Below are 20,063 nucleotides of genomic sequence, written 5' to 3'. Positions count from 1 at the left end.
CCGGCCTGCTTAAGATATCTCAGTTGTCCAGATCGGGCTTAGGCACGGACTTGCGCAGCCGCGCGACGAGCAGCTTGTCGATCTTGCGGCCATCCATGTCGACGATCTCGAAGCGCCAGCCCTGCTCGTCGAACCGCTCGCCCTCGCTGGGCAGGCGCTTGAGCACCGACAGGACGAAGCCCGCAGCGGTCGCGTAATCGCGGTCGTCCGGCAGGTCGATGGCCAGCCGTTCGCCCAACGCGTCGGCGGGCAAGGCACCCGCGATCAGCAGCGATCCGTCCTCACGCTCGATCACCATCGGCTCGTCGCCTTCATCACGATGGCTGACGAAATTGCCGACGATGGCGGAGAGCAGGTCGGCCGGGGTGATCATTCCCTCCAAGTGGCCGTATTCGTCATGGACGAGGGCCATCGCGATGTCGGACTGCTGCAGAACGCGCAGCGCGTCCATCGCGTCGAGCTGGTCGGGGACGATCTCGGCCTTGCGGATCAGGCTGGCGAGGTTCACCGGCTCGCCCCGGAGCATCACGGCCATGACGTCGCGCACCTTCACCGCGCCCACGATGTTGTCGATCGACCCGTCGGCAACGGGGATCAGGCTGTGCGGACTGGCGCCGATCGCCTCCGCGATCTGGGCGGTGTCGGCGCCGGCCTCGATCCAGTCGAGCTCGATCCGCGGGGTCATCAGTTCGCGCACGGGACGATCGGCAAGTCGCATGATCCCGCTCATGATCGCACGCTCTCCCTCCTCGATCACCCCTGAACGGGTCGCATCGGCGAAGATCATGTGCAGTTCCTCGGCGGTCACGTCATGATCGCCCGGGCTCGAAACGCCGAGCATCCGCATCAGGAGGCCGGAAGAGCGGTCCAGCGCCCACACGAACGGTGCCGTCAGCCGGGCGACGAGCGCCATGGGCCGTGACATGATGAGCGCGATCGGCTCTGCTGCGCGCAGGGCGACCTGCTTGGGTACCAGTTCCCCCACGACCAGGCTGAAATAGGTGGTCAGCACGATCACCAGCGCAAACCCGGCCTGATCGGCCCAGTCGGGCGGCACGCCGAGCATTGCCAGCCGCTGGCCGACCGGTCCGCCCAGCCGCGATCCCGAGAAAGCACCGGCGACGATGCCCACCAGCGTAATCCCGATCTGGACGGTGGACAGAAACTTGCCCGGGTCCGCGGCCAGAGCCAGGGCGGTCTTCGCCCCGATGCTGCCCGCTTCGGCCGCGACGCGCAGCCGTGCCGGGCGCGCCGACACGATCGCCAGCTCGGACATCGAGAACAGACCATTGAGCAGGATAAGTCCCGCAATGATCAGGACGTCGGGCCAGGGAAACGGGGTCACCATCCTCCGCTAGCAGACAAAACGCCCCGTGCAAAAGGTGTGGCGCGGGAACGAGTCAGCCAGTGTCTCGGGAACCTTGTCGGGATGCGGTACGTTGTCTTACCGATCCGCCGCGCCCGCTCGGGTCGCACTGCGCGCGGCAAAACTATAAATAATCAAAGGGACCATCTCTCCATGAAGACCACACGCCTGCTCGCAACGAGCCTCGCCGCGCTTTCGCTCGCCAGCCTTTCGGCATGCGTCACCGATCCCAACACCGGTGAGCGCAAGGTTTCCCGCACCGCCATCGGCGGCGTCGGCGGCGTGCTGGCGGGCGGGCTGCTGGGCGGCCTGATCGGCGGCAAGACCGGCCGTATCATCGGCGCCGGCGTAGGCGGTGTCGCAGGCGCCGCGGTCGGCTACCAGATGGACAAGCAGATCAAGGAGCTGAAGGAGCAGACCGCCGGAACCGGGGTCGACGTGACGCCGACCGACAACGGTTCCGCCATCCTCGTTAACCTGCCCGAAGGCGTCACCTTCGCGACCGGCAGTTCGACCATCAACGCCACCTTCCAGCGCACGCTGGACCAGGTCGCGCAGAGCCTGAACACTTATCCCAACAGCCTGATCGACGTTTACGGCTTCACTGATTCGACCGGCAGCCCTTCGTTCAACCAGCGGCTGTCCGAACAGCGCGCCAGCGCGGTTGCGAACTACCTCATCTCGCGCGGCGTTTCGTCTTCGCGGATCCGCAGCCAGGGCTTTGGCGAGACGCAGTTCGTCGCCAGCAACGACACGGCCGAAGGTCGCGCCCGCAACCGCCGGGTCGAGATCAAGATCGTCCCTATTACGCAGGAAGACGTCGCCGCCGCTCGCAGCGGCCGCTGATCGCGCATCCGGCCGGGCGCATGGAACGAAGTTTCGCGCCCGGCTTGACCCGACAACGAACCGGCTGGCATCGGCAGGGGTGAAGGAGTTTCGCCAATGCCGATAGCCAGCCGTTCGATTTCCGGCCGCACCGTCAACCCAGTGGGCCTCGGCTGCATGTCGCTGAGCTGGGCCTATGGCACGCCGCCATCAGACGAGGACGGCGCCCGCCTTCTCAACCGCGCGCTCGAGCTGGGATACAACCACCTCGATACCGCGCGGATCTATGGCCTCGGTCATAACGAGACGCTGATCGGCCAGACCCTTGCCGACAGGCGCGACCAGTTCTTCCTGGCCTCGAAGACCGGGATCATCGTCGACGGCGACAAGCGGCGAATCGACTGTCGGCCCGAGACGATCCGCGCCGCCCTGGAAACTTCGCTCGATCTGCTCAAGACCGATCGGATCGACCTTTATTACCTGCATCGCCGCGATTTCACGGTGCCGATCGAGGAATCGGTCGGCGCGCTCGCCGATCTGGTCCGCGAAGGCAAGATCGGGGCCATCGGCCTGTCCGAGATGTCGGCGGAGACCTTGCGTGCCGCCCACGCAGTGCACCCCATCGCCGCGATGCAGACCGAATATTCGCTGATGACCCGCAATCCCGAGATCGCCGTGCTCGAGGCGTGCCGCGAGCTTGGCACGACCTTCGTCGCTTTTTCCCCGGTCGCGCGCGGCGCGCTGGCCAACGGGATCGGCTCGGACGGCGAGCTTGGCGAGAAGGACCTGCGCCGCAACATGCCGCGTTTCACCGGTGACAATTGGCGCGCCAACCGGGTACTGATCGACAAGTTCAACGCCGTCGCCGCGCGCGAAGGCGTGACCCCGGCGCAGCTTTCGCTCGCCTGGGTCCTGGCACAGGGCGATCACATCGTGACGATCCCGGGCACTGCCAACATCGCGCACCTTGAAGAAAACATCGCCCGCTGGGACTGGGAGCTGCCGATCGCGGTGGAGCGCGAGCTCAACGATCTCATCAACCACGAAACGGTGACCGGCCCGCGCTATGCCCCGGCGATGCAGCGCACCATCGATACCGAGGTATTCGCCTGAGCCTGGGGCCGGCTTAATCCGCCGACGGGCGGGCAAGCCGTTCGGCACGCTCGGCCAGCCGGTCGACCGCCGCGGCGTGAATCGCCGGTGCAGTGACAAGGACCCCGAACGCGCGCGGATCGGCCTTGTTGAAGGCAAGTGCGTTGCCGAATGCGTCGCTGACGGCCGCCCCCGCTTCCCGCGCAATCAGGGTAGAAGCGGCTATGTCCCACTCGAATCCCCAGCGCAGCGTCGCGACGAGATCGGCCTCGTCCGCGCCGACCATCGCGATGCGCAGCGCGATGGCGTTGGGCTTGTCGACGATCGCCAGGTCCGAATCGGCAGGAAGCGCATCGACCGGGACGCGTGCCCCGACGATGTCGCCGCGTTGGCTCGCCCGCAGCGGCAAGCCGTTGCGCCAAGCCCCTCGTCCGGCTTCGGCGGACCACAACTCGCCGCGCGCCGGGGCGGACAGCAGCCCCAGCAGCGGCCGCCCCGAGCTCACCAGCGCGACCGATACCGCCCAGCCGGTCCTTCCGCGGATGTAGTCGCGCGTCCCGTCGATGGGATCGACCAGCCAACATAGCCCCCGGCCCAGCCGCTCGGGATGATCTGCGGTCTCCTCCGACAGCCACCCCGCCGCGGGGAGCAGTTCGCCCAGCCGCTCGCGAAGGAAGTTGTCTACCGCGATGTCGGCGGCGCTAACCGGGTTATCCGGGCTCTTGTCCCAGACCTCGGGCGAATGCCCATGGCCGGGCCAGCTGGCGAGGGCGATTTCACCCGCCTGGCTCACGATGCTTTCAAGGCGCGCGCGATCGATCATGGCTTCGCGCTGCCGACTGTGCGTTTCAACGCGCCGGCGCAAGCGCGAACATCGCGTTCTGGGACTTTTCAAGCCCGAACCGCTGTGCTTAAGCGGCCCGCATTCCCGACCCTTGCGGTTACGCCGCCAACCAGCAGGATTCCCGAGCGATGAATATCCATGAATACCAGGCCAAGGAGCTGCTGGCCAAGTACGGTGTCGCCGTGCCCACCGGCTACCCCGCGATGAACGCCGAGGAAGCGGTCGCCGCGGCGAAGAAGCTTCCCGGGCCGCTCTATGTCGTAAAGGCGCAGATTCACGCCGGCGGTCGCGGCAAGGGCAAGTTCAAGGAACTCGGCGCCGACGCCAAGGGCGGTGTCCGCCTGGCGAAGTCGATCGACGAAGTCGAAGCCAATGCCCGCGAGATGCTGGGCAATACCCTGGTAACGATCCAGACCGGCGAAGCCGGCAAGCAGGTCAACCGGCTCTACGTGACCGACGGTGTCGACATCGCGAAGGAATATTATCTCGCCCTGCTCGTCGATCGGGCTTCGGGCCGGGTTGCGATGGTCGTATCGACCGAAGGTGGCATGGACATCGAGGAAGTGGCGCACAACACGCCGGAAAAGATCGCCACGATCACGGTCGATCCGGCGCAGGGCTTCATGCCTCATCACGGGCGTGCGGTCGCCTATGCTCTCAAGCTCGAAGGCGACCTCAACAAGGCGGCACAGAAGCTCAGCAGGCAGTTGTTCGAAGCGTTCATGGCTCTCGACTGCGAGATGCTCGAGATCAACCCGCTTGTGGAGACGACCGACGGCAAGCTCCTGGTGCTCGACGCCAAGATGAGCTTCGATTCGAACGCCCTGTTCCGCCACCCCGACGTCGCTGCGCTGCGCGACGAGACCGAGGAAGACCCGGCCGAGGTCGAGGCTTCGAAGTCGGACCTGGCCTATATCAAGCTCGACGGCGATATCGGGTGCATGGTCAACGGCGCCGGTCTTGCCATGGCGACGATGGACATCATCAAGCTGAACGGGGCTTTCCCGGCCAACTTCCTCGATGTCGGCGGCGGCGCCTCGAAGGAAAAGGTTACTGCCGCGTTCAAGATCATCCTGTCCGACCCGGCGGTTAAGGGCATCCTCGTCAACATCTTCGGCGGGATCATGAAGTGCGACATCATCGCCGACGGCATCGTCGCCGCGGCGAAGGACGTGAATCTCTCGGTCCCGCTCGTCGTGCGCCTCGAGGGCACCAACGTGCAGCAAGGCAAGGACATCCTCGCCAACTCGGGCCTGCCGATCGTATCGGCCAACGACTTGGGCGATGCGGCGCGCAAGATCGTTGCCGAGGTGAAGAAAGCGGCCTGAACCGCCGCATCCGCGCTGGCTGGCGCTTGACCTTGCCGCAACCTGCGGCAATGGCGGGCCCAGCATTTTAATCGCGCGGCTAAACAGATGAAGGGATGGTTGCGATGAAGGTCATGGTGCCCGTCAAGCGGGTGATCGACTACAACGTGAAGCCAAGGGTCAAGGCCGATGGCAGCGGTGTGGATCTTGCGAACGTCAAGATGAGCATGAATCCGTTCGACGAGATCAGCGTCGAGGAAGCGATCCGGCTGCGCGAAAAGGGCGCCGCGACCGAAGTGCTGGCGGTGTCGATCGGGCCGGCGAAGGCTCAGGAAACGCTCCGCACCGCGCTGGCGATGGGCGCCGACCGCGCGATCCTCGTCCAGACGGACGACGAGGTCGAGCCGCTGGCCGTCGCCAAGATTCTGAAGGCCATCGCCGACGAGGAGCAGCCCGGGCTGATCATCTGCGGCAAGCAGGCGATCGACGACGATTCGAACCAGGTCGGGCAGATGCTCGCCGCGCTGATGGGTCGTCCGCAGGGCACCTTCGCCAACGAGATCACGGTCGAGGGCGATGCCGTCACCGTGAAGCGCGAGATCGACGGCGGGCTGGAAACGGTCTCCCTGACCCTGCCCGCGATCGTCACCAGCGACCTCCGGCTTAACGAGCCGCGCTATGCCTCGCTTCCCAACATCATGAAGGCCAAGTCCAAGCCGTTGGCGAACAAGACCCCGGCGGACTACGGCGTCGACATCGCGCCGCGGCTCAAGACCCACAAGGTCACCGAACCGCCCGTGCGCAGCGCGGGGATCAAGGTCGCCGACGTCGATGCGCTGGTTGCCAAGCTCAAGGAAATGGGAGTCGTCGCATGAAGGCGCTGGTCTGGGTCGAGCACGACAACAACACCGTCAAGGACGCGACGCTGGCCGTCGTCACCGCCGCGGCGAAGCTGGGCGACGTGACCGCGCTCGTCGCGGGCTCGGGTTGCGACGGCGCAGCGCAGGCCGCGGCGCAGATCGCTGGCGTGAGCAAGGTGCTGAAGGCCGACGATGCCGCCTATGCCAATGCCCTGGCCGAAAACGTCGCCCCGCTGATCGCGGGCCTGATGGCCGACTATGACGCGTTCCTCGCGCCCGCCACGACCACCGGCAAGAACGTTGCGCCGCGCGTTGCCGCGCTGCTCGACGTGATGCAGATTTCGGACATCCTGTCGGTGGAGGGCGAGAAGACCTTCACCCGTCCGATCTATGCCGGCAATGCGATTGCGACCGTCGAATCGAGCGATGCCAAGCTCGTCATCACCGTTCGCGGGACGGCTTTCGCAAAGGCTGCCGCAACCGGCGGTTCCGCCGCGGTCGAGGCCGTATCGGGACCGGGCGATGCCGGCATCTCGCGCTTCGTCAGCAGCGAGATCGCGAAGTCCGAGCGTCCCGAACTCACCAGCGCCAAGATCATCGTCTCGGGCGGCCGCGCGCTGGGCAGCGCGGAGAAGTTCCAGGAAGTGATCATCCCACTCGCCGACAAGCTCGGCGCCGGCGTCGGCGCCAGCCGCGCCGCGGTCGATGCTGGCTATGTTCCCAACGATTACCAGGTCGGACAGACGGGCAAGATCGTCGCCCCCGAGGTCTATCTCGCGATAGGCATCTCCGGCGCGATCCAGCACCTTGCCGGAATGAAGGACTCCAAGACCATCATCGCGATCAACAAGGACGAGGACGCCCCCATCTTCCAGGTCGCCGATCTCGGCCTCGTGGGCGATCTGTTCACGCTGGTGCCCGAACTGACCAGCAAGCTCTGATATCCGTACTCGGGAGCGCTCGCCGAAGGCGCGCGCTCCCCTCGCGACCTACACGTCTGGTTTTCCGCGCTCGTAAAGTACGAGGACGGCGTCGGCCTCCATATAGTGCCGGTCGTATTCCACGAAGCCCAGCGTCCTAGCCAGCGCCTGCGACGGGGCGTTGCCCTCCTCGATCATGCACGCGACGCGCCCGGCGTGAGGCGACTTGTCGAACCAGTCGAGAATGCCGTGCATCGCCTCTCCAGCGATGCCCTGGCCCCAATGGTCGCGGCCCACGATCCATCCCGCCTCGGGCACATCGTCCATCCCCTGGCCGAACCCGCGCCACGAATGGAACACGCCGCAGATCCCCACTATCGGCTGCTTTCCGCGCAGGCGGATGATGACGCTTCCATAGCCGTAAAGCTGCCAGCTTCCGGCGTTGCGCAGAAGCCGGGCGAAACTGTCGGCGCGGTCCGCCCCCATCCCCCCGAGAAAGCGCCGCGTCTCCTCTGGCTGGAGCAGATCGTGCAAGCCCTCGTGGTCGCCGACGCGGGGCCGCCACAGTTCGAGACGCTCGGTGACGAGCAGCGGGCCGGACGTGTCCATCGCTAGATCAGGTTGTCGACAAGGTGGATGAGGACGCCGACCAGTCCGCCGACGAGCGTGCCATTGACGCGGATGAACTGGAGGTCGCGCCCTACCGCGCCCTCGATGCGGTCGGTCACGGTGCGCGCGTCCCAGCGCCGGACGGTCTCGGACACCAGCCGCACGATCTGTCCGCCATAGCGCGTCGCCGTGCCGACGAGCGTACGCCGGGCGAAGCGGTTGACGAGGAGTTGCAGCCGCGCATCGCGCTGCAGCGCCCCGCCCAGTTCGGCCAGGCTCTCACCCAACTGGCCCGACAACGCGCCTTCCGGGTTACGCGCAGCCCGCAGCAGGGCCGCACGCCCACGCTCCCAGATCCCGTCGAGCCAGCGGGCGAATGCGGGGTTGGCGAGGATTTCGAGCTTCAGGTTGTTGACCTTGCGCTGCATCTCGGGGTCGTGGGCAAGGTCCTGCGCCAGTTTTTCGAGCCCCTCCTCGACCTTCCGCCTGACCGGATGATCGGGCACCACCACGGTCTCGGCCAACAGCTTGTAGAGCCCGTCGAGGATCGCGTTGGCGAGTGTCTCGTCGAGCTTGGTCCAGCGCAGGATCGCGTTCGCGCGCTGGTGAATCATCCCGCGGATGAGCTCCTCGTTTTCTTCCAGGACGCCGCCGGCCCAGCGGATGAAATCCTCGAACAGCGGCATGTGCCGCTTGTCGGCGATCGCCGCGCCAAGGAGCTGTCCCAGAAGCGGGGCAAGGTCGAGCTTCTCGAGCTGGGTGCGCAGCGCACCTTTGGCCAGCCCACCGAGCTTCTCCTGGTCGAGCGATTCGAGCACGTCGCCGACGAGGTTGGCGACGCCGGCGCGCAGGCGCGAGCCTTGCTCGCCCTCGGGCGAACCGTCGCGCGGGTCGGCCAGGAATCCCCCGAGCGCGGCGGCGACGTTCATCGTGCGGATGCGCCGCGCGATCACGGGCGGCGTCAGGAAATTGTCCTGCAGGAACGCCGCCATGGTGTCGGCGATGCGATCCTTGTTCACCGGGATGATCGCGGTGTGCGGGATCGGAATCCCGAGCGGGTGGCGGAACAGGGCGGTGACCGCGAACCAGTCGGCCATCCCGCCGACCATTCCGGCCTCGGCAAAGGCAAGGACATAGCCCATTGCCGGATGAATGTCGCGAAAGGCCCGGGCGATGAGGAAGAGCACGGCCATTGCGCCGAGCAGTCCGGTCGCCACGAAACGCATGCGCCGCGCGCGATCGACCGGAACCAGGGCCTGGGTAAGCCGACGGGGCATGGCGACCCGGCCGGACGGCCGTTGCGACGATAGGGCCGGAGCGTTCACTCCGCGGGCATTACCTCACCATGATCGCCGACGTCACCCCTGTTGCGTGCGGGAACCGCGACGCTGGCCGCTGCGGGGCCCTGAACCGGAGCGGCGCCGCCCAGCGCATGCGACGGATCGTAGCTGAGGACCTTGCGGCCCAGCCACGGCCCCAGGCGCTTCTCGATCCCGTCGGCCAGGCTGAAGCCGGCGGGGACGATCAGGAGCGTCAGCATCGTCGAAAGGATCAGGCCGCCGATCACCACGGTGCCCATCGGCGCGCGGAAGGCACCGTCACCGCCCAGCGAAAGAGCGGTCGGGACCATGCCCGCCACCATCGCCACGGTGGTCATGACGATCGGCTGGGCGCGCTTGTGGCCGGCCTCGAGAATGGCGCCGGCCTTGTCGCGGCCCGTCGCCATTTCCTCGATCGCGAAGTCGATCAGCAAAATCGAGTTCTTCGCAACGATGCCGAACAGCATGAGGACGCCGATGAACACCGGGAGCGACAGCGCCTGGCCGGTAACTATCAGCGCGATCAATCCGCCCAGCGGGGCAAGGAAGAGCGAGCCCATGTTGACCAGCGGCGACACGAAGCGGCGATAGAGGAGCACGAGGACCGAGAAGACGAGCAGCACGCCCGCGGCGAGCGCGACCATGAAGTTGTACAGCATCTCCTGCTGCCACTTGTCCTGCCCGGCCTTTTCGTCGGACACGCCCTGTGGAAGATTCTTCATGATCGGCAGCGCCGCGATGGCCTTGTCGGCGGTGCCCTTGACCACGCCGGGCGCAAGATCGGCCCCGATGAACACACGGCGGTTCTGGTTGTAACGCTGGATGGAGGTGGGTCCCGAGCCGAAGCCGATCTCGGCCACCCGGCCCAGCGGCACCGACCCGCCGGCGGAGGTGGGTACCGGCAGGTTGGCGATGGTCGAAAGGTCGCGGCGCGAGGAAACCGGCAGCTTCACCCGGATCGGCACCTGGCGGTCGGAGAGCGAGAACTTCGCGCTGTTCTGGTCGATCTCGCCGATCGTGGCGATGCGGATCGCCTGGCTCAGCGCCTGGGTCGTTACCCCCAGCGAGGCGGCAAGGTCGAGCCGCGGTTTGATCACGATTTCGGGCCGCCGCATGTCGGCCGACACGCGCGGCGCGACGACTTCCTTGAGCGTGCTCATCTGCTGGACCAGGGTCTGCGCGGTCTTGTTGAGCAGGACCGGGTCGGAGCCCGACAGCATCACGTTGATCGGCCGGCCGGAACCGCCGCCGGGACCGCCGCCCTGATCGCTCTGGAAGGTGACCCGGGCATCGGCGATCTTCTGCAGCACGGGCGTCAGCTCGCGCTCGAACTCCATACTCGTGCGTTCGCGATCGTCCTTGAAGTTGATGAAGACGCGGGCGTTGCCTTCGCCCACGCGCTCCAGGGCCTTGCGCACTTCGGGCTGCGCCGCGATGATCTTCTGCACCCGGTCGGCGACGACTTCGGTCTGCGCGATCGTGGTGCCGGGCACCATCTCGATCTGTATGCGGCTGAAATCGCTGTCGCTGTCGGGGAAGAACTGCATCGGAATGTTGGCGCCCAGTATCAGCGTCAGCACGAAGGCGCCGAGGCCGACGCCCATCATCCAGACCCGGTGATCTCGCAGCCGCGCGCGGAACCGGCGGCGCGGGTGCTGCGCGCGATAGGCTCGGGCCGCGTCCGTATCGACCGACCAGCGCAGCACCGCCATGTAGCGGTCCATCAAGGGCCCCTCGCCGTGTTCGGCGTGACCCTTGGCCTTGAGGAAATAGGCAGCGATCATCGGGGTGATCATGCGCGCGACTGCAAGGCTCATCAGCACCGCGGCAACGACGGTCAGGCCGAAATTCTTGAAGAACTGGCCCGAGACGCCAGGCATGAGGCCGACCGGCAGAAACACCGCGACGATCGAGAAAGTGGTCGCGACGACCGCAAGGCCGATCTCGTCAGCCGCGTCGATCGACGCCTGGTAGGCAGTCTTGCCCATTCGCATGTGTCTGACGATGTTCTCGATTTCGACGATCGCGTCGTCGACCAGCACACCTGCGACCAGCCCGAGGGCGAGAAGCGACATCGTGTTGAGAGTGAAGCCCAGCAGGTCCATGAACCAGAAGGTCGGGATTGCCGACAGCGGAATCGCGATCGCGGAGGTGATCGTCGCGCGCCAGTCGCGCAGGAAGAAGAACACCACGATGACCGCCAGGACCGCGCCCTCGACCATCGCTTCCATCGATGTCTCGTACTGCGCCTTGGTGTAGTCGACCTCGGTGAACAGGCGGGTGAAGCGGACCCGGCCGTTCTGCTCCTTCTGGATCTTATCGAGCGTCGCGACGGCGGCGTCATAAACGCTCACGTCGGATTCGCCGCGGGCGCGGGCGATGCTGAACGTCACGACCTGCTTGCCGTCGACCTTTGCCAGGCTGGTGATCTCGGAGAAGCTGTCCTTCACATCGGCAACGTCGGCCAGCTTGACCGTGCGTCCGCCACTGAGCGCGATATCGGTCTGCGACAGGTCGAACGCAGTCTTGGCGTTGCCGAGCACGCGGACTGATTGGCGCGATCCCGCAACTTCCGCGCGGCCGCCAGCGGCATTGAGGTTGCTCGAACGCAGCGCGGCGTTGATCTGGCTCGCGGTCACGCCCAGCGCCTGCATCCGCGCCGGGTCCAGCGTAACGGCGATCTCGCGATTCACGCCACCCGAGCGGTTGACTTCGGCCATGCCTGGAACGGTCAGCAGGCGCTTCGCCACGGCATCGTCGATGAACCAGCTCAGCTGCTCGATCGTCATGTCGTCGGCGGCGGCGGCGAAATAGGCGATCGGATCGGAGGAGGTCTGGGCCTTGAACACTTGCGGTTCGAGGATGCCGTCGGGAAGGTCGCCGCGGGCCTGGTCGACCGCGTTCTTCACCTCGTTGACCGCTTCCGAGATGTCCTGCCCGATCTGGAACTGTACCATCGTCTGGCTGTTGCCTTCGGACGCGGTCGAACTGATCGTGTCGACGCCGCTGATCGCCCGCACCGCGGATTCGATCCGCTGGGTGATCTGGGTCTCGATCTCGGTCGGGGCGGCGCCGGGCTGCGAGATGGTAACGATCACCATCGGGAACTCGATGTCCGGCTGGTTCTGGATCTTCATCTGCATGAAGGCGACGATCCCGGCCAGGGTCAGGCCCAGGAACAGGACGATCGGAACCACCGGGTTGCGGATGCACCAGGCAGAGATGTTGCGGAAATTCATGGCGCGATCAGCCCGCGGCGGGCTGCGAGGCCGCCGCCTTGGGAATGACCTTGTCGCCGGGAGCGAGGAAGCCGCCAGCACGCAGCACGACCCGCTCGTTGCCACTGAGACCCGAGGTAATCGCGATGCCGTCGCGCGTGACCAGACCGGTCTTCACCGGCTGGCGGATGACCTTGTTGTTGCCGCCGACGATATAGACGAACGTCCCCTTGTCGTCGCTCAGCACGGCGGATTCGGGGAGCAGCGGCGCAACCACCGTGCCACTGTCGATGTTGGCAGACGCGAAGCCGCCCGGGCGCAGCGCAGCGTCATAGGCCAGCGCGATGCGCGCCATCCCCTGGCGGGTCTGCGGATTGATGGTCGGGGAAAGTTGCCAGATCTGCCCGGTGAACGACCTGTCGGTGCCCACGGGCGTCACATTGGCGGTTTCGCCTACCGAAAGCGCGGTGAGGTCGCTTTCGCTGACTTGCGCCATGAGCTCCATCTCGCCGCCCTTGGCGATGCGGAACAGGACGCCGCTGGCCGCGCCGACCACCTGGCCGGGCTCGGTATTGCGTTCGAGCACAAGACCCGCGGCGGGAGCCACGATGCTGAGACGGTTGGCGCGCGCCTGCAATTCTCCAAGCTGGGCACGCGCGACGCGCACCCGGGCGACGGCGGCATCGCGCGTCGCAGTCAGCCGGTCGACGTCGGCCTTGGAGATGAAGCCGCGGGCCACGAGCTTGAGCGCCCGGTCGAGGTTAGCCTGGGCGAGGTTGGCATCGGCCTGAGCGACCGAAATCTGGGCAGACTGGCTTGCGGCCTGCTGGTTCTGGACCGAGCGGTCGACCACGGCCAGCACTTCGCCCTGACGAACCCAGTCGCCGGCATCGACGAGCACGCTGACGACCTGCCCGCCCTCGCCGACCGATCCGACCGGAATCTCGCGGCGTGCCGCCAGGGTCCCGGTTGCCGAAATCACGCCCTGAACGGTGCCGCGCCCGGGGCTGACCACGGTGACGGTCGGCGACTGATCGGCCTTGTCGGCGGGCGCGGCATCGCTGCCCGGGCGCAGCAGAAGCCATGCCCCGATCGCCAGCGCCAGCCCGATTACCGCGATGACCGGCCAACGCCGGCGGCGCGGCGCAGCTTCGCCCGCGAGATCGAGATCGTCGTAAGACGTCACGGGTTCCGCCGTCGCTACGTCGATCTTGGTTTCGTCGTTCATAGGTTTCACGTGCCTTGGCCCCGACAGCCCATGCCGCCGCTCTTTCGTCGCCCTGACGGCGATATGACGCGAGGTGTATTACATCGACAAGTCACTGGCGGCAAGCCGGCAGTCGTCATCGCGCGCCACAGCGCTCGCCCCTGCGATGCGACATAGCCGCCGCGTTGGGCGCTGGCAATCGCGCGCGCTCGGGCCGGTTCAACGCCGCCAAACGAAAAAGGGCGCCCGGCCAGATGGCTGGGCGCCCCTCCAGGCCGTTTCGCGGCCGGCGTCAGTATTTGAGCTGGCGTTCGTAGAGATCGCGGTAATGCTGTATCCGGGTGACCCGCAGGCCCTGCATCCCCGAGCGGTCGACCGCGCGCTGCCACGAGGCGAACTCCTCGAGCGTGAGGTTGTAGCGCTCGCACACCTCGTCGATCGTCAGCAGGCCGCCGTTGACCGCGGCCACGACCTCGGCCTTGCGCCGAACCACCCAGCGCGTCGTTTCCGGCGCGGGCAGCGAATCGAGAGTGAGCGGTTCGCCGAGCGGCCCAATAACCATGGCCGGCTTGATCTTCTGGTTCTCGATCATTGCAGTCCTCGATCGCAATCGGCGCGGTCTTCGAATTGTCCCGCTTCAGTGCGAGCCATGCGTGCCCAGGGTTTTCCATTCGTTGAAGGCTCAGGGTTAATTTCCCGTCTACCATCCTGCCGGCGAGCGGATGCGGCGAGGATCGCGCCCACGTCGGCCGGAGCGAAGCTTGCCTGGCCAGGTTGCGGACGCTGGAGCACCACGGTGTTCCAGACCGCGCGAAGGTCGCTTGCCGCGGTGAGGGTGGCGCAAAGCGCCGACCAGTCCACCGGGCGCAACCCTTCGTCGTCGCCGGGCATTGCCGGCACGGGCTGCGGCAGGCGCAGTAAGGCTTGATCGATATTCATTCCAAGCGTTCTAGCGCGACTTGGATAAGGCAAGGTAAACCCGGCCTTCACCTCGCGTTAGGCAACCTTATCCACGCGAAACCGAGATTTTCGCCCCCTTTGGCGGCAATTGGCCTATAGGGCCGGCCAATGAGCGTTCACCATCCCGACCTCCACGCCGCGATCGGCGCGATCGACCCTGCCGGCCTGTTCCAGCTGGACGGGCCGATCGCGAATCGGCGGATCGTCGTGGCGATGTCCGGAGGGGTAGACAGCTCGGTCGTGGCAGCCCTTGCCGCGCGTTCGGGCGCCGATGTCATCGGGATAACGCTCCAGCTTTACGACCACGGTGAGGCCACCGGTCGCAAGGGCGCATGCTGCGCGGGCGACGACATCCGCGATGCGCGCCTCGTCGCCGACCGTCTCGGCATCGCTCACTACGTGTTCGATCACGCATCGAGCTTCCGCGAAGAGGTGATCGACCGCTTCGCCGACGATTATCTTTCCGGGCGAACGCCGGTGCCGTGCATCCGCTGCAACATGGGACCCAAGTTCACGGACCTGCTGGCGATGGCTCGCGAACTCGGCGCCGACTGCCTGGCGACGGGGCACTACGTCCGCCGAGTGGCCGGACCGGCCGGCCCCGAACTGCACCGCGCGCTCGACCCGGCCCGCGACCAGAGTTACTTCCTTTATGGAACGACCGAGGCGCAGCTCGATTTCCTGCGCTTTCCGCTGGGCGGAATGCCCAAGCCGGCGGTGCGGGCGCTCGCCGCCGCGGCGGACTTGCGGGTCGCGGCCAAGCCCGACAGCCAGGACATCTGTTTCGTGCCTGACGGCGATTACGCCCGGGTCGTGCGCGCGATCCGGCCCCAAGGCGCGGCGCCGGGCGAGGTCGTCCATGCCGAATCGGGCGAGGTGCTGGGCCGTCACGGCGGAGTGATCAACTTCACCGTGGGCCAGCGCCGTGGGCTGGAGATCGGCGGCCAGGCCGAGCCGCTCTACGTGACCGCTCTCGACGCGCCCTCGGCAAGGGTGATGGTCGGCCCGCGCCGCATGCTCGCCGTCGCCTCGGCCCGGGTGATCGAGACCAACCGCATCGGCCCACTCAATCCGGCGGAAGCGCTCACCGCCAAGGTGCGTTCGCTGGCAAAGCCCGTTCCGGTCACGATCGACGGCGCGTTCGGCGAGGGTGCGACGGTGACGTTACGCTTCGCGGCGCCGGAGTTCGGCGTTGCCCCCGGCCAGGCGGCCGTGATCTACGCCGGCGAGCGCGTGGTCGGCGGCGGCTGGATCGATTCGACCTCAGCCTGACGAGCCTGGCCTAGTGCCAGGGCTCCAGCACGCAGCCCCAGCCTTCGTGAAAAGTCGCGGTATCGCTTCGGATCAGCGGAAAGCTGGCGGTCACGCTGCGCGCAGCGCCATCCTCGCTCAGGCTCACCATTTCCATGCCCGGCTCGAAATCCTTGGCGCAGTCTTCCAGCGACCGGCCGCCGACGAAGCGGCAGCTACAGCCGACGCGCGCGGCGTAGGCGGTGCCGACCCCCGCATAGCCGGCAAGCGGCGCGCGAAATGCCGCGAACAACGTCACCACGAGAATCACCAAGGTGAGGACGATCCAGCGGATGCGCCGGCCCCGGCGGCGGACCGGCGGTTGAGCACCGGCAGTCGCGGCGCGGCTGTTTGCAGTTGCCATTACCCATCCGTTGCGCGAGTTGCGGGCACCGCACATGCCCCGCTTCCTCGCCCCCCTTATCGCGCCCCTGTTGCTCCTGCCAGCGCTTTGGGGCTGTAGCCACTCCGCCGCGCCCGCGTCCGATTCGCCGTTGAGCCCGGCGGCACTTGCCGCGGTCAAGGCCGACCCCGGGGTGGGCCGCGAACGGCTCGCCCGTGCGGTCAACCGGCTTTTCACCGACCCCGCGATGGCCGAAACACGCGCAGTGATCGTGATGCACGGCGGCCGCATGGTCGCCGAACGCTATGCACCTGGTTACACTCCGCAGACCCGGTTCGTGAGCTGGTCGATGGCAAAGAGCATCACCGGCGTTATGATCGGCATGCTGATCGCCGACGGAAGGCTGCGGCTGAACGAATCGGCGCCCGTGCCCGCCTGGCAACGCCCGGGCGATCCGCGCGGCGAGATCACCCTAAAGCAGCTCCTGCAAATGCGCTCGGGTCTCAATCACACCGAGGCGGGCGACCCGATCTACTCGTCTGACGAGGTGCGGATGCTGTTCCGCGACGGGCGCGACAACATGGCCGCCTATGCCGAGGCGCAGCCGCTCGAGGCGGAGCCCGGCGCCAAGTTCGAATACTCGACCGCGACCACGGTGATCCTCGCCGACATCGCCACGCGCGCGCTGGTCGAGAACCCCGCGCTTGCCGAGAATCCGGCGATTCGCCGGCGCGCGATGGATGAGTTCCTGCGCACCCGCCTGTTCGAGCCGATCGGCATGCATTCGATGGTCCCCGAATACGACCGCTTCGGCACCCTGATCGGCGGCAGCCTGATCCACGGGACCGCGCGCGACTGGGCCAAGTTCGGCGAGTTTCTGCGCGCGGGCGGATCGGTGCGCGGTGCGCAGTTGATCCCGCGCGGCTGGATAGATTTCATGACCCATCCCAGCCCCCGCAACGCCGCGTACGGGGCGCAGATCTGGCTCAATCACAGGCCGAGCAAGGGCGCCGAGGGAACGCTGTTCCCGGGTCACGGCCCCGCCAGCCTGTTTTCGTGCGTCGGCCATCTCGGCCAGTACGTGATCGTCTCGCCCCGTCAGGACCTGGTGATCGTGCGGCTGGGCAAGACCAACGACGGTGATCGCGCGCCAATGGTCGCGGGGCTGGCGAAACTGGTTGACCTGTTCCCCGCGCGCTAGAGCGCGAACGTCCCTTCGACCACAGTCACGCAATCGCCGCCGAGCCACGCGGTCGCGCCGTCGAGCCGGCAGCTCAGCCGTCCGCCACGAGCCGAAGCCTGGAACGCGGTAAATTTGTCGCGGCCCAGCAGCGCGGCCCACAGCGGGGTAAGCGCCGCATGGGCCGAGCCAGTCACGCTGTCCTCGTCCACCCCGGCGCCGGGCACGAACACGCGGCTGACCACGTCGGTCGCCCCGCCGGGCGCAGTGCAGATGAACTGGTGATCGCCCAGCGTCGCCAGCGCCCGCATGTCAGGTGAAAGCGCGCGAATCTCATCCTCGTTCGCGAACATGAAGACGTTGTAGCGGTCGGGGCTGCGCCAAATGCGCGACGGCCGCTTGCCGAGCGCTGCAACCGCCTCGGCAAATTCGCCTTCCTCCACCGGGATCGCGGGCAAGCCGACCTCGTATCCGCGTTCGGCCCGCCGGACGACGAGCACGCCCGCCTGGCGCGTGGCAAAGCGCACCTGGTCCAGTGCCGCCGCACCGGACAGCAAGACGTGGCCCGAGGCCAGCGTCGCGTGTCCGCACAGGCGAACCTCGCATTCCGGGGTGAACCAGCGCAACTCCCACTCCGCCGCGCCGCTTTCGTCCCTGACGAGGAACGCGGTTTCGGCGAACAGGTTTTCCGCGCCGATCGCCTGCAGCACCGCATCGTCGGGCCAGGCGTCCAGGACCATCACCGCGGCCTGGTTGCCGGAAAAGGGACGGTCGGCGAAGGCATCCACGTGCCAGTAGAGAACCTTGGTCACAGCGCTTCCTGTTCAACTGTTGGTGCGGCCCCCAGGAGCAGGTCCTCGGCGCCCATCGGCCCCTCGTCGACCAGCCCTTCGGGATCCGGGTGAATCAGCACTTCGAGCCCCGGGAACTCGGCCATCAGCTTGTCCTCGATCTCGTCCATCACGCGATGCGCCTCGGTCACGGTCATCCGGCCGTCGACCCAGACGTGGAACTGCACGAAATCCCGGTTCCCGGCGGTCCGAGTGCGCAGGTCGTGAAGCCCGCGCAGCTCGGGATGCTGGGCAACGACGGCAAGGAACCGGTCACGCTTGTCCTCGGGCCATTCGCGATCCATCAGCTGCTCGATCGCCGCCTGCGAGGCGCCCCAGGCACCCCACGCCAGCCATGCGGCAATGCCCAGCGCCAGCACCGGGTCGGCGCCGCTGACCCCTACGTACTGGTCGAGAACGAGCGCCGCGATCACCGCGAGGTTGAGCAGCAGGTCGGACTGGTAATGGACGTGATCGGTCGAGATCGCGAGGCTGCCCGTTCGCCGAATGACATGGCGCTGCCATGCCAGGAGCGCAATCGTCGCGACCATCGCGATGAGCGACACGGCAATGCCCGCCTCGGCATCCTCGGTCCGCACGCCGCCCATCAGCTGCTGCACCGCCCGCCACGCGATTCCCAGAGCGGAAAGCGAGATCAGGACGACCTGGAACATCGCGGTCAGTGCCTCGGCCTTGCCGTGGCCGAAGCGGTGCTCGCGATCCGCCGGCTGCGACGCGAGCCACACGCCGTAGAGCGTTGCCAGGCTGGCGAGCAGGTCGAGCATCGTGTCGGCAAGGCTGCCGAGCATCGCGACCGACCCGGTCGACCACACAGCCCATAGCTTGAGCCCAAGCAGAAGCAGCGCGACAGCCGAACTGGCCATGGCCGCGCTGCGGTTCAGCGAGGCCTGCGCGTCGAGGCCGTGCTCCGCCGTCATGGATAAAGCAGGGAGCTTGACCACTCCCCCTTCGCGTCGCGCACGAATCGGCGCCGCTCGTGCAACCGGGCTTCGCGGTCCTGCCAGAACTCGATCGCCGCCGGGATCACGCGAAAGCCCGACCACCGTTGGGGACGTTCGACCGCGCGTCCGTCGAAGCGCTTTCTCACCGCCTCGACCCGATCGAGGAAAACCTCGCGCGATGGCAGCGGGCGCGACTGGTCAGAAGCCACCGCGCCAAGCTGCGAATCGCGGCTGCGGCTGGCGAAATAGGCATCCGCGGTCGCGGCGTCGACGCTTTCGACCCGCCCCTCGATGCGGATCTGGCGACGCAGCGACTTCCAGTGAAAGAGCAGAGCGGCCTGCGGGTTTGCGGCCAGTTCCCCGCCCTTGCGGCTGTCGAGGTTGGTATAGAAAACGAACCCGTCAGGGCCATGTCCCTTCAGCAATACCATGCGCACGGACGGAGCGCCCGAAGCGGTGGCGGTAGCCAGCGCCATAGCGTTCGAATCGTTCAGCTCGGAATGGCGCGCTTCGGCATACCAAAGGTCGAACAGCGCAAGCGGATCGTCGGCAGGGATGGCGTCGGAAACGTCCTGGGGGGTTGTCATGATGAACTCCAGCGAACCAGCGTCGCCTGATGACCGGCCCAATTCGCCTACTAGGGCTACTTGGCCAAAGGAACACCCTGATTCCCTGTTCTCAGGGAAATCATCTGGCAATCGCTTTGCGTGAAGGGGCGAGCGGCTGCGGGATGGCCTTGGGGATTCTGGGGTTATTTGACGACCGGGCGTCCAATCCTGAGGGTATTCCGGCGTATCTAAACGAAAAGCGGACCGAATTGTTCTCTTTTTGTACTTGCTGGGGTCGAGGATTTGATCTATCACGCTGTGCGAACATCGGTGGCAGTCTGCCGCAGCAGACCAGCCAAAATCCCCCCTCGATGTTCGCTCGT

General features: G+C 66.7%; 19 protein-coding genes. 7 read left to right on the top strand and 12 right to left on the bottom strand.

The genetic code is table 11. From position 1 onward, the window contains the following. Window positions 1-19 precede the first annotated feature (19 nt). Window positions 20-1,345, bottom strand: coding sequence for a hemolysin family protein (locus ACFO0A_RS03040; protein ID WP_379538149.1), 1,326 nt, complete (start codon window positions 1,343-1,345; stop codon window positions 20-22). Window positions 1,346-1,519: 174 nt separating this feature from the next. Here ACFO0A_RS03040 and ACFO0A_RS03035 point away from each other — a divergent pair, with 174 nt between their 5' ends. Together ACFO0A_RS03035 and ACFO0A_RS03030 are read left to right on the top strand one after the other, a co-directional pair. Then, window positions 1,520-2,212: a YiaD family glycine zipper/OmpA-like lipoprotein gene (locus ACFO0A_RS03035; protein ID WP_379537503.1), complete on the top strand. Its 693-nt coding sequence runs from the start codon at window positions 1,520-1,522 to the stop codon at window positions 2,210-2,212. A gap of 96 nt (window positions 2,213-2,308) precedes the next feature. Further along, window positions 2,309-3,304 carry an aldo/keto reductase gene (locus ACFO0A_RS03030; RefSeq protein ID WP_379537502.1) on the top strand — a complete coding sequence of 332 codons (996 nt, stop codon included), beginning with the start codon at window positions 2,309-2,311 and terminating at the stop codon, window positions 3,302-3,304. 13 nt (window positions 3,305-3,317) lie between these two features. On the opposite strand, the gene ACFO0A_RS03025 is transcribed toward ACFO0A_RS03030, so the two are convergent. Then, complete coding sequence (locus ACFO0A_RS03025; protein WP_379537501.1) at window positions 3,318-4,106, bottom strand: 3'(2'),5'-bisphosphate nucleotidase CysQ; 789 nt, start codon at window positions 4,104-4,106, stop codon at window positions 3,318-3,320. Between the two features lie 149 nt (window positions 4,107-4,255). Here ACFO0A_RS03025 and sucC point away from each other — a divergent pair, with 149 nt between their 5' ends. From sucC to ACFO0A_RS03010, 3 genes are all read left to right on the top strand, one after another. Then, entirely contained in the window at window positions 4,256-5,455 is a 1,200-nt protein-coding gene (gene sucC, locus ACFO0A_RS03020) for an ADP-forming succinate--CoA ligase subunit beta (protein ID WP_379537500.1), read from the top strand. Between the two features lie 104 nt (window positions 5,456-5,559). After that, window positions 5,560-6,309, top strand: a complete 750-nt coding sequence (locus tag ACFO0A_RS03015) for an electron transfer flavoprotein subunit beta/FixA family protein (RefSeq protein WP_379537499.1) — start codon at window positions 5,560-5,562, stop codon at window positions 6,307-6,309. Then, the gene (locus ACFO0A_RS03010; RefSeq protein WP_379537498.1) at window positions 6,306-7,235 is read left to right on the top strand and encodes an electron transfer flavoprotein subunit alpha/FixB family protein; all 930 of its coding nucleotides are present in this window, start codon (window positions 6,306-6,308) and stop codon (window positions 7,233-7,235) included. The genes ACFO0A_RS03015 and ACFO0A_RS03010 overlap by 4 nt, the downstream gene beginning before the upstream one ends. Before the next feature lie 48 nt (window positions 7,236-7,283). On the opposite strand, the gene ACFO0A_RS03005 is transcribed toward ACFO0A_RS03010, so the two are convergent. From ACFO0A_RS03005 to ACFO0A_RS02980, 6 genes are all read right to left on the bottom strand, one after another. After that, the gene (locus ACFO0A_RS03005; RefSeq protein WP_379537497.1) at window positions 7,284-7,823 is read right to left on the bottom strand and encodes a GNAT family N-acetyltransferase; all 540 of its coding nucleotides are present in this window, start codon (window positions 7,821-7,823) and stop codon (window positions 7,284-7,286) included. A gap of 2 nt (window positions 7,824-7,825) precedes the next feature. Then, window positions 7,826-9,100 (bottom strand): DUF445 domain-containing protein, encoded by a 1,275-nt coding sequence (locus tag ACFO0A_RS03000; RefSeq protein ID WP_379537496.1) that lies wholly within the window; start codon window positions 9,098-9,100, stop codon window positions 7,826-7,828. Between the two features lie 44 nt (window positions 9,101-9,144). After that, a complete protein-coding gene (locus tag ACFO0A_RS02995; protein ID WP_379537495.1) occupies window positions 9,145-12,381 on the bottom strand; it encodes an efflux RND transporter permease subunit in 3,237 nt (1,078 codons plus the stop codon). 7 nt (window positions 12,382-12,388) lie between these two features. Beyond that, on the bottom strand, window positions 12,389-13,588 hold the full coding sequence (locus ACFO0A_RS02990; protein WP_379537494.1) for an efflux RND transporter periplasmic adaptor subunit: 1,200 nt from the start codon (window positions 13,586-13,588) through the stop codon (window positions 12,389-12,391). 271 nt (window positions 13,589-13,859) lie between these two features. After that, on the bottom strand, window positions 13,860-14,159 hold the full coding sequence (gene sciP, locus ACFO0A_RS02985; RefSeq protein ID WP_379537493.1) for a CtrA inhibitor SciP: 300 nt from the start codon (window positions 14,157-14,159) through the stop codon (window positions 13,860-13,862). Then, complete coding sequence (locus ACFO0A_RS02980) at window positions 14,156-14,506, bottom strand: hypothetical protein (RefSeq protein ID WP_379537492.1); 351 nt, start codon at window positions 14,504-14,506, stop codon at window positions 14,156-14,158. The genes sciP and ACFO0A_RS02980 overlap by 4 nt, the downstream gene beginning before the upstream one ends. Window positions 14,507-14,635: 129 nt before the next feature. On the opposite strand from ACFO0A_RS02980, the gene mnmA reads away from it, so the two are divergent. After that, a complete protein-coding gene (gene mnmA / locus ACFO0A_RS02975) occupies window positions 14,636-15,799 on the top strand; it encodes a tRNA 2-thiouridine(34) synthase MnmA (RefSeq protein WP_379537491.1) in 1,164 nt (387 codons plus the stop codon). Window positions 15,800-15,809: 10 nt separating this feature from the next. Here mnmA and ACFO0A_RS02970 read toward each other — a convergent pair whose 3' ends face one another. Next, window positions 15,810-16,181: a hypothetical protein gene (locus tag ACFO0A_RS02970; protein ID WP_379537490.1), complete on the bottom strand. Its 372-nt coding sequence runs from the start codon at window positions 16,179-16,181 to the stop codon at window positions 15,810-15,812. A 34-nt stretch (window positions 16,182-16,215) separates the two neighbouring features. Here ACFO0A_RS02970 and ACFO0A_RS02965 point away from each other — a divergent pair, with 34 nt between their 5' ends. Beyond that, entirely contained in the window at window positions 16,216-17,361 is a 1,146-nt protein-coding gene (locus ACFO0A_RS02965) for a serine hydrolase domain-containing protein (RefSeq protein WP_379537489.1), read from the top strand. Here ACFO0A_RS02965 and ACFO0A_RS02960 read toward each other — a convergent pair. Genes ACFO0A_RS02960 through pdxH form a run of 3 tightly spaced genes read right to left on the bottom strand, consistent with a single transcriptional unit; the run spans window position 17,358 to window position 19,719 of the window. Continuing rightward, complete coding sequence (locus ACFO0A_RS02960; protein ID WP_379537488.1) at window positions 17,358-18,152, bottom strand: PhzF family phenazine biosynthesis protein; 795 nt, start codon at window positions 18,150-18,152, stop codon at window positions 17,358-17,360. The two genes, ACFO0A_RS02965 and ACFO0A_RS02960, sit on opposite strands and share 4 nt — an antisense overlap. After that, window positions 18,149-19,108, bottom strand: coding sequence for a cation diffusion facilitator family transporter (locus ACFO0A_RS02955; RefSeq protein WP_379537487.1), 960 nt, complete (start codon window positions 19,106-19,108; stop codon window positions 18,149-18,151). Before ACFO0A_RS02955 ends, ACFO0A_RS02960 begins: the two co-directional genes overlap by 4 nt. Continuing rightward, window positions 19,105-19,719, bottom strand: a complete 615-nt coding sequence (gene pdxH, locus ACFO0A_RS02950) for a pyridoxamine 5'-phosphate oxidase (protein ID WP_379537486.1) — start codon at window positions 19,717-19,719, stop codon at window positions 19,105-19,107. Before pdxH ends, ACFO0A_RS02955 begins: the two co-directional genes overlap by 4 nt. Window positions 19,720-20,063 lie beyond the last annotated feature (344 nt).

Origin of the sequence: Novosphingobium tardum (assembly GCF_042652045.1) — a bacterium.
Lineage (GTDB): Bacteria > Pseudomonadota > Alphaproteobacteria > Sphingomonadales > Sphingomonadaceae > Novosphingobium > Novosphingobium tardum.
This window is presented reverse-complemented; position numbering and strand designations above follow the sequence as displayed.

Excerpts from the sequence above, each read along its gene's own strand:
- ACFO0A_RS03010 (WP_379537498.1), top strand. The coding sequence starts at position 6,306 with ATGAAGGCGCTGGTCTGGGTCGAGCACGACAACAACACCGTCAAGGAC.
- sucC (WP_379537500.1), top strand. The coding sequence starts at position 4,256 with ATGAATATCCATGAATACCAGGCCAAGGAGCTGCTGGCCAAGTACGGT.
- ACFO0A_RS02970 (WP_379537490.1), bottom strand. The coding sequence starts at position 16,181 with ATGGCAACTGCAAACAGCCGCGCCGCGACTGCCGGTGCTCAACCGCCG.
- ACFO0A_RS03035 (WP_379537503.1), top strand. The coding sequence starts at position 1,520 with ATGAAGACCACACGCCTGCTCGCAACGAGCCTCGCCGCGCTTTCGCTC.
- ACFO0A_RS03025 (WP_379537501.1), bottom strand. The coding sequence starts at position 4,106 with ATGATCGATCGCGCGCGCCTTGAAAGCATCGTGAGCCAGGCGGGTGAA.
- ACFO0A_RS03005 (WP_379537497.1), bottom strand. The coding sequence starts at position 7,823 with ATGGACACGTCCGGCCCGCTGCTCGTCACCGAGCGTCTCGAACTGTGG.
- ACFO0A_RS02995 (WP_379537495.1), bottom strand. The coding sequence starts at position 12,381 with ATGAATTTCCGCAACATCTCTGCCTGGTGCATCCGCAACCCGGTGGTT.
- sciP (WP_379537493.1), bottom strand. The coding sequence starts at position 14,159 with ATGATCGAGAACCAGAAGATCAAGCCGGCCATGGTTATTGGGCCGCTC.
- ACFO0A_RS02955 (WP_379537487.1), bottom strand. The coding sequence starts at position 19,108 with ATGACGGCGGAGCACGGCCTCGACGCGCAGGCCTCGCTGAACCGCAGC.
- pdxH (WP_379537486.1), bottom strand. The coding sequence starts at position 19,719 with ATGACAACCCCCCAGGACGTTTCCGACGCCATCCCTGCCGACGATCCG.
- ACFO0A_RS02965 (WP_379537489.1), top strand. The coding sequence starts at position 16,216 with ATGCCCCGCTTCCTCGCCCCCCTTATCGCGCCCCTGTTGCTCCTGCCA.
- ACFO0A_RS03000 (WP_379537496.1), bottom strand. The coding sequence starts at position 9,100 with ATGCCCCGTCGGCTTACCCAGGCCCTGGTTCCGGTCGATCGCGCGCGG.
- ACFO0A_RS02980 (WP_379537492.1), bottom strand. The coding sequence starts at position 14,506 with ATGAATATCGATCAAGCCTTACTGCGCCTGCCGCAGCCCGTGCCGGCA.
- ACFO0A_RS03030 (WP_379537502.1), top strand. The coding sequence starts at position 2,309 with ATGCCGATAGCCAGCCGTTCGATTTCCGGCCGCACCGTCAACCCAGTG.
- mnmA (WP_379537491.1), top strand. The coding sequence starts at position 14,636 with ATGAGCGTTCACCATCCCGACCTCCACGCCGCGATCGGCGCGATCGAC.
- ACFO0A_RS03015 (WP_379537499.1), top strand. The coding sequence starts at position 5,560 with ATGAAGGTCATGGTGCCCGTCAAGCGGGTGATCGACTACAACGTGAAG.
- ACFO0A_RS02990 (WP_379537494.1), bottom strand. The coding sequence starts at position 13,588 with ATGAACGACGAAACCAAGATCGACGTAGCGACGGCGGAACCCGTGACG.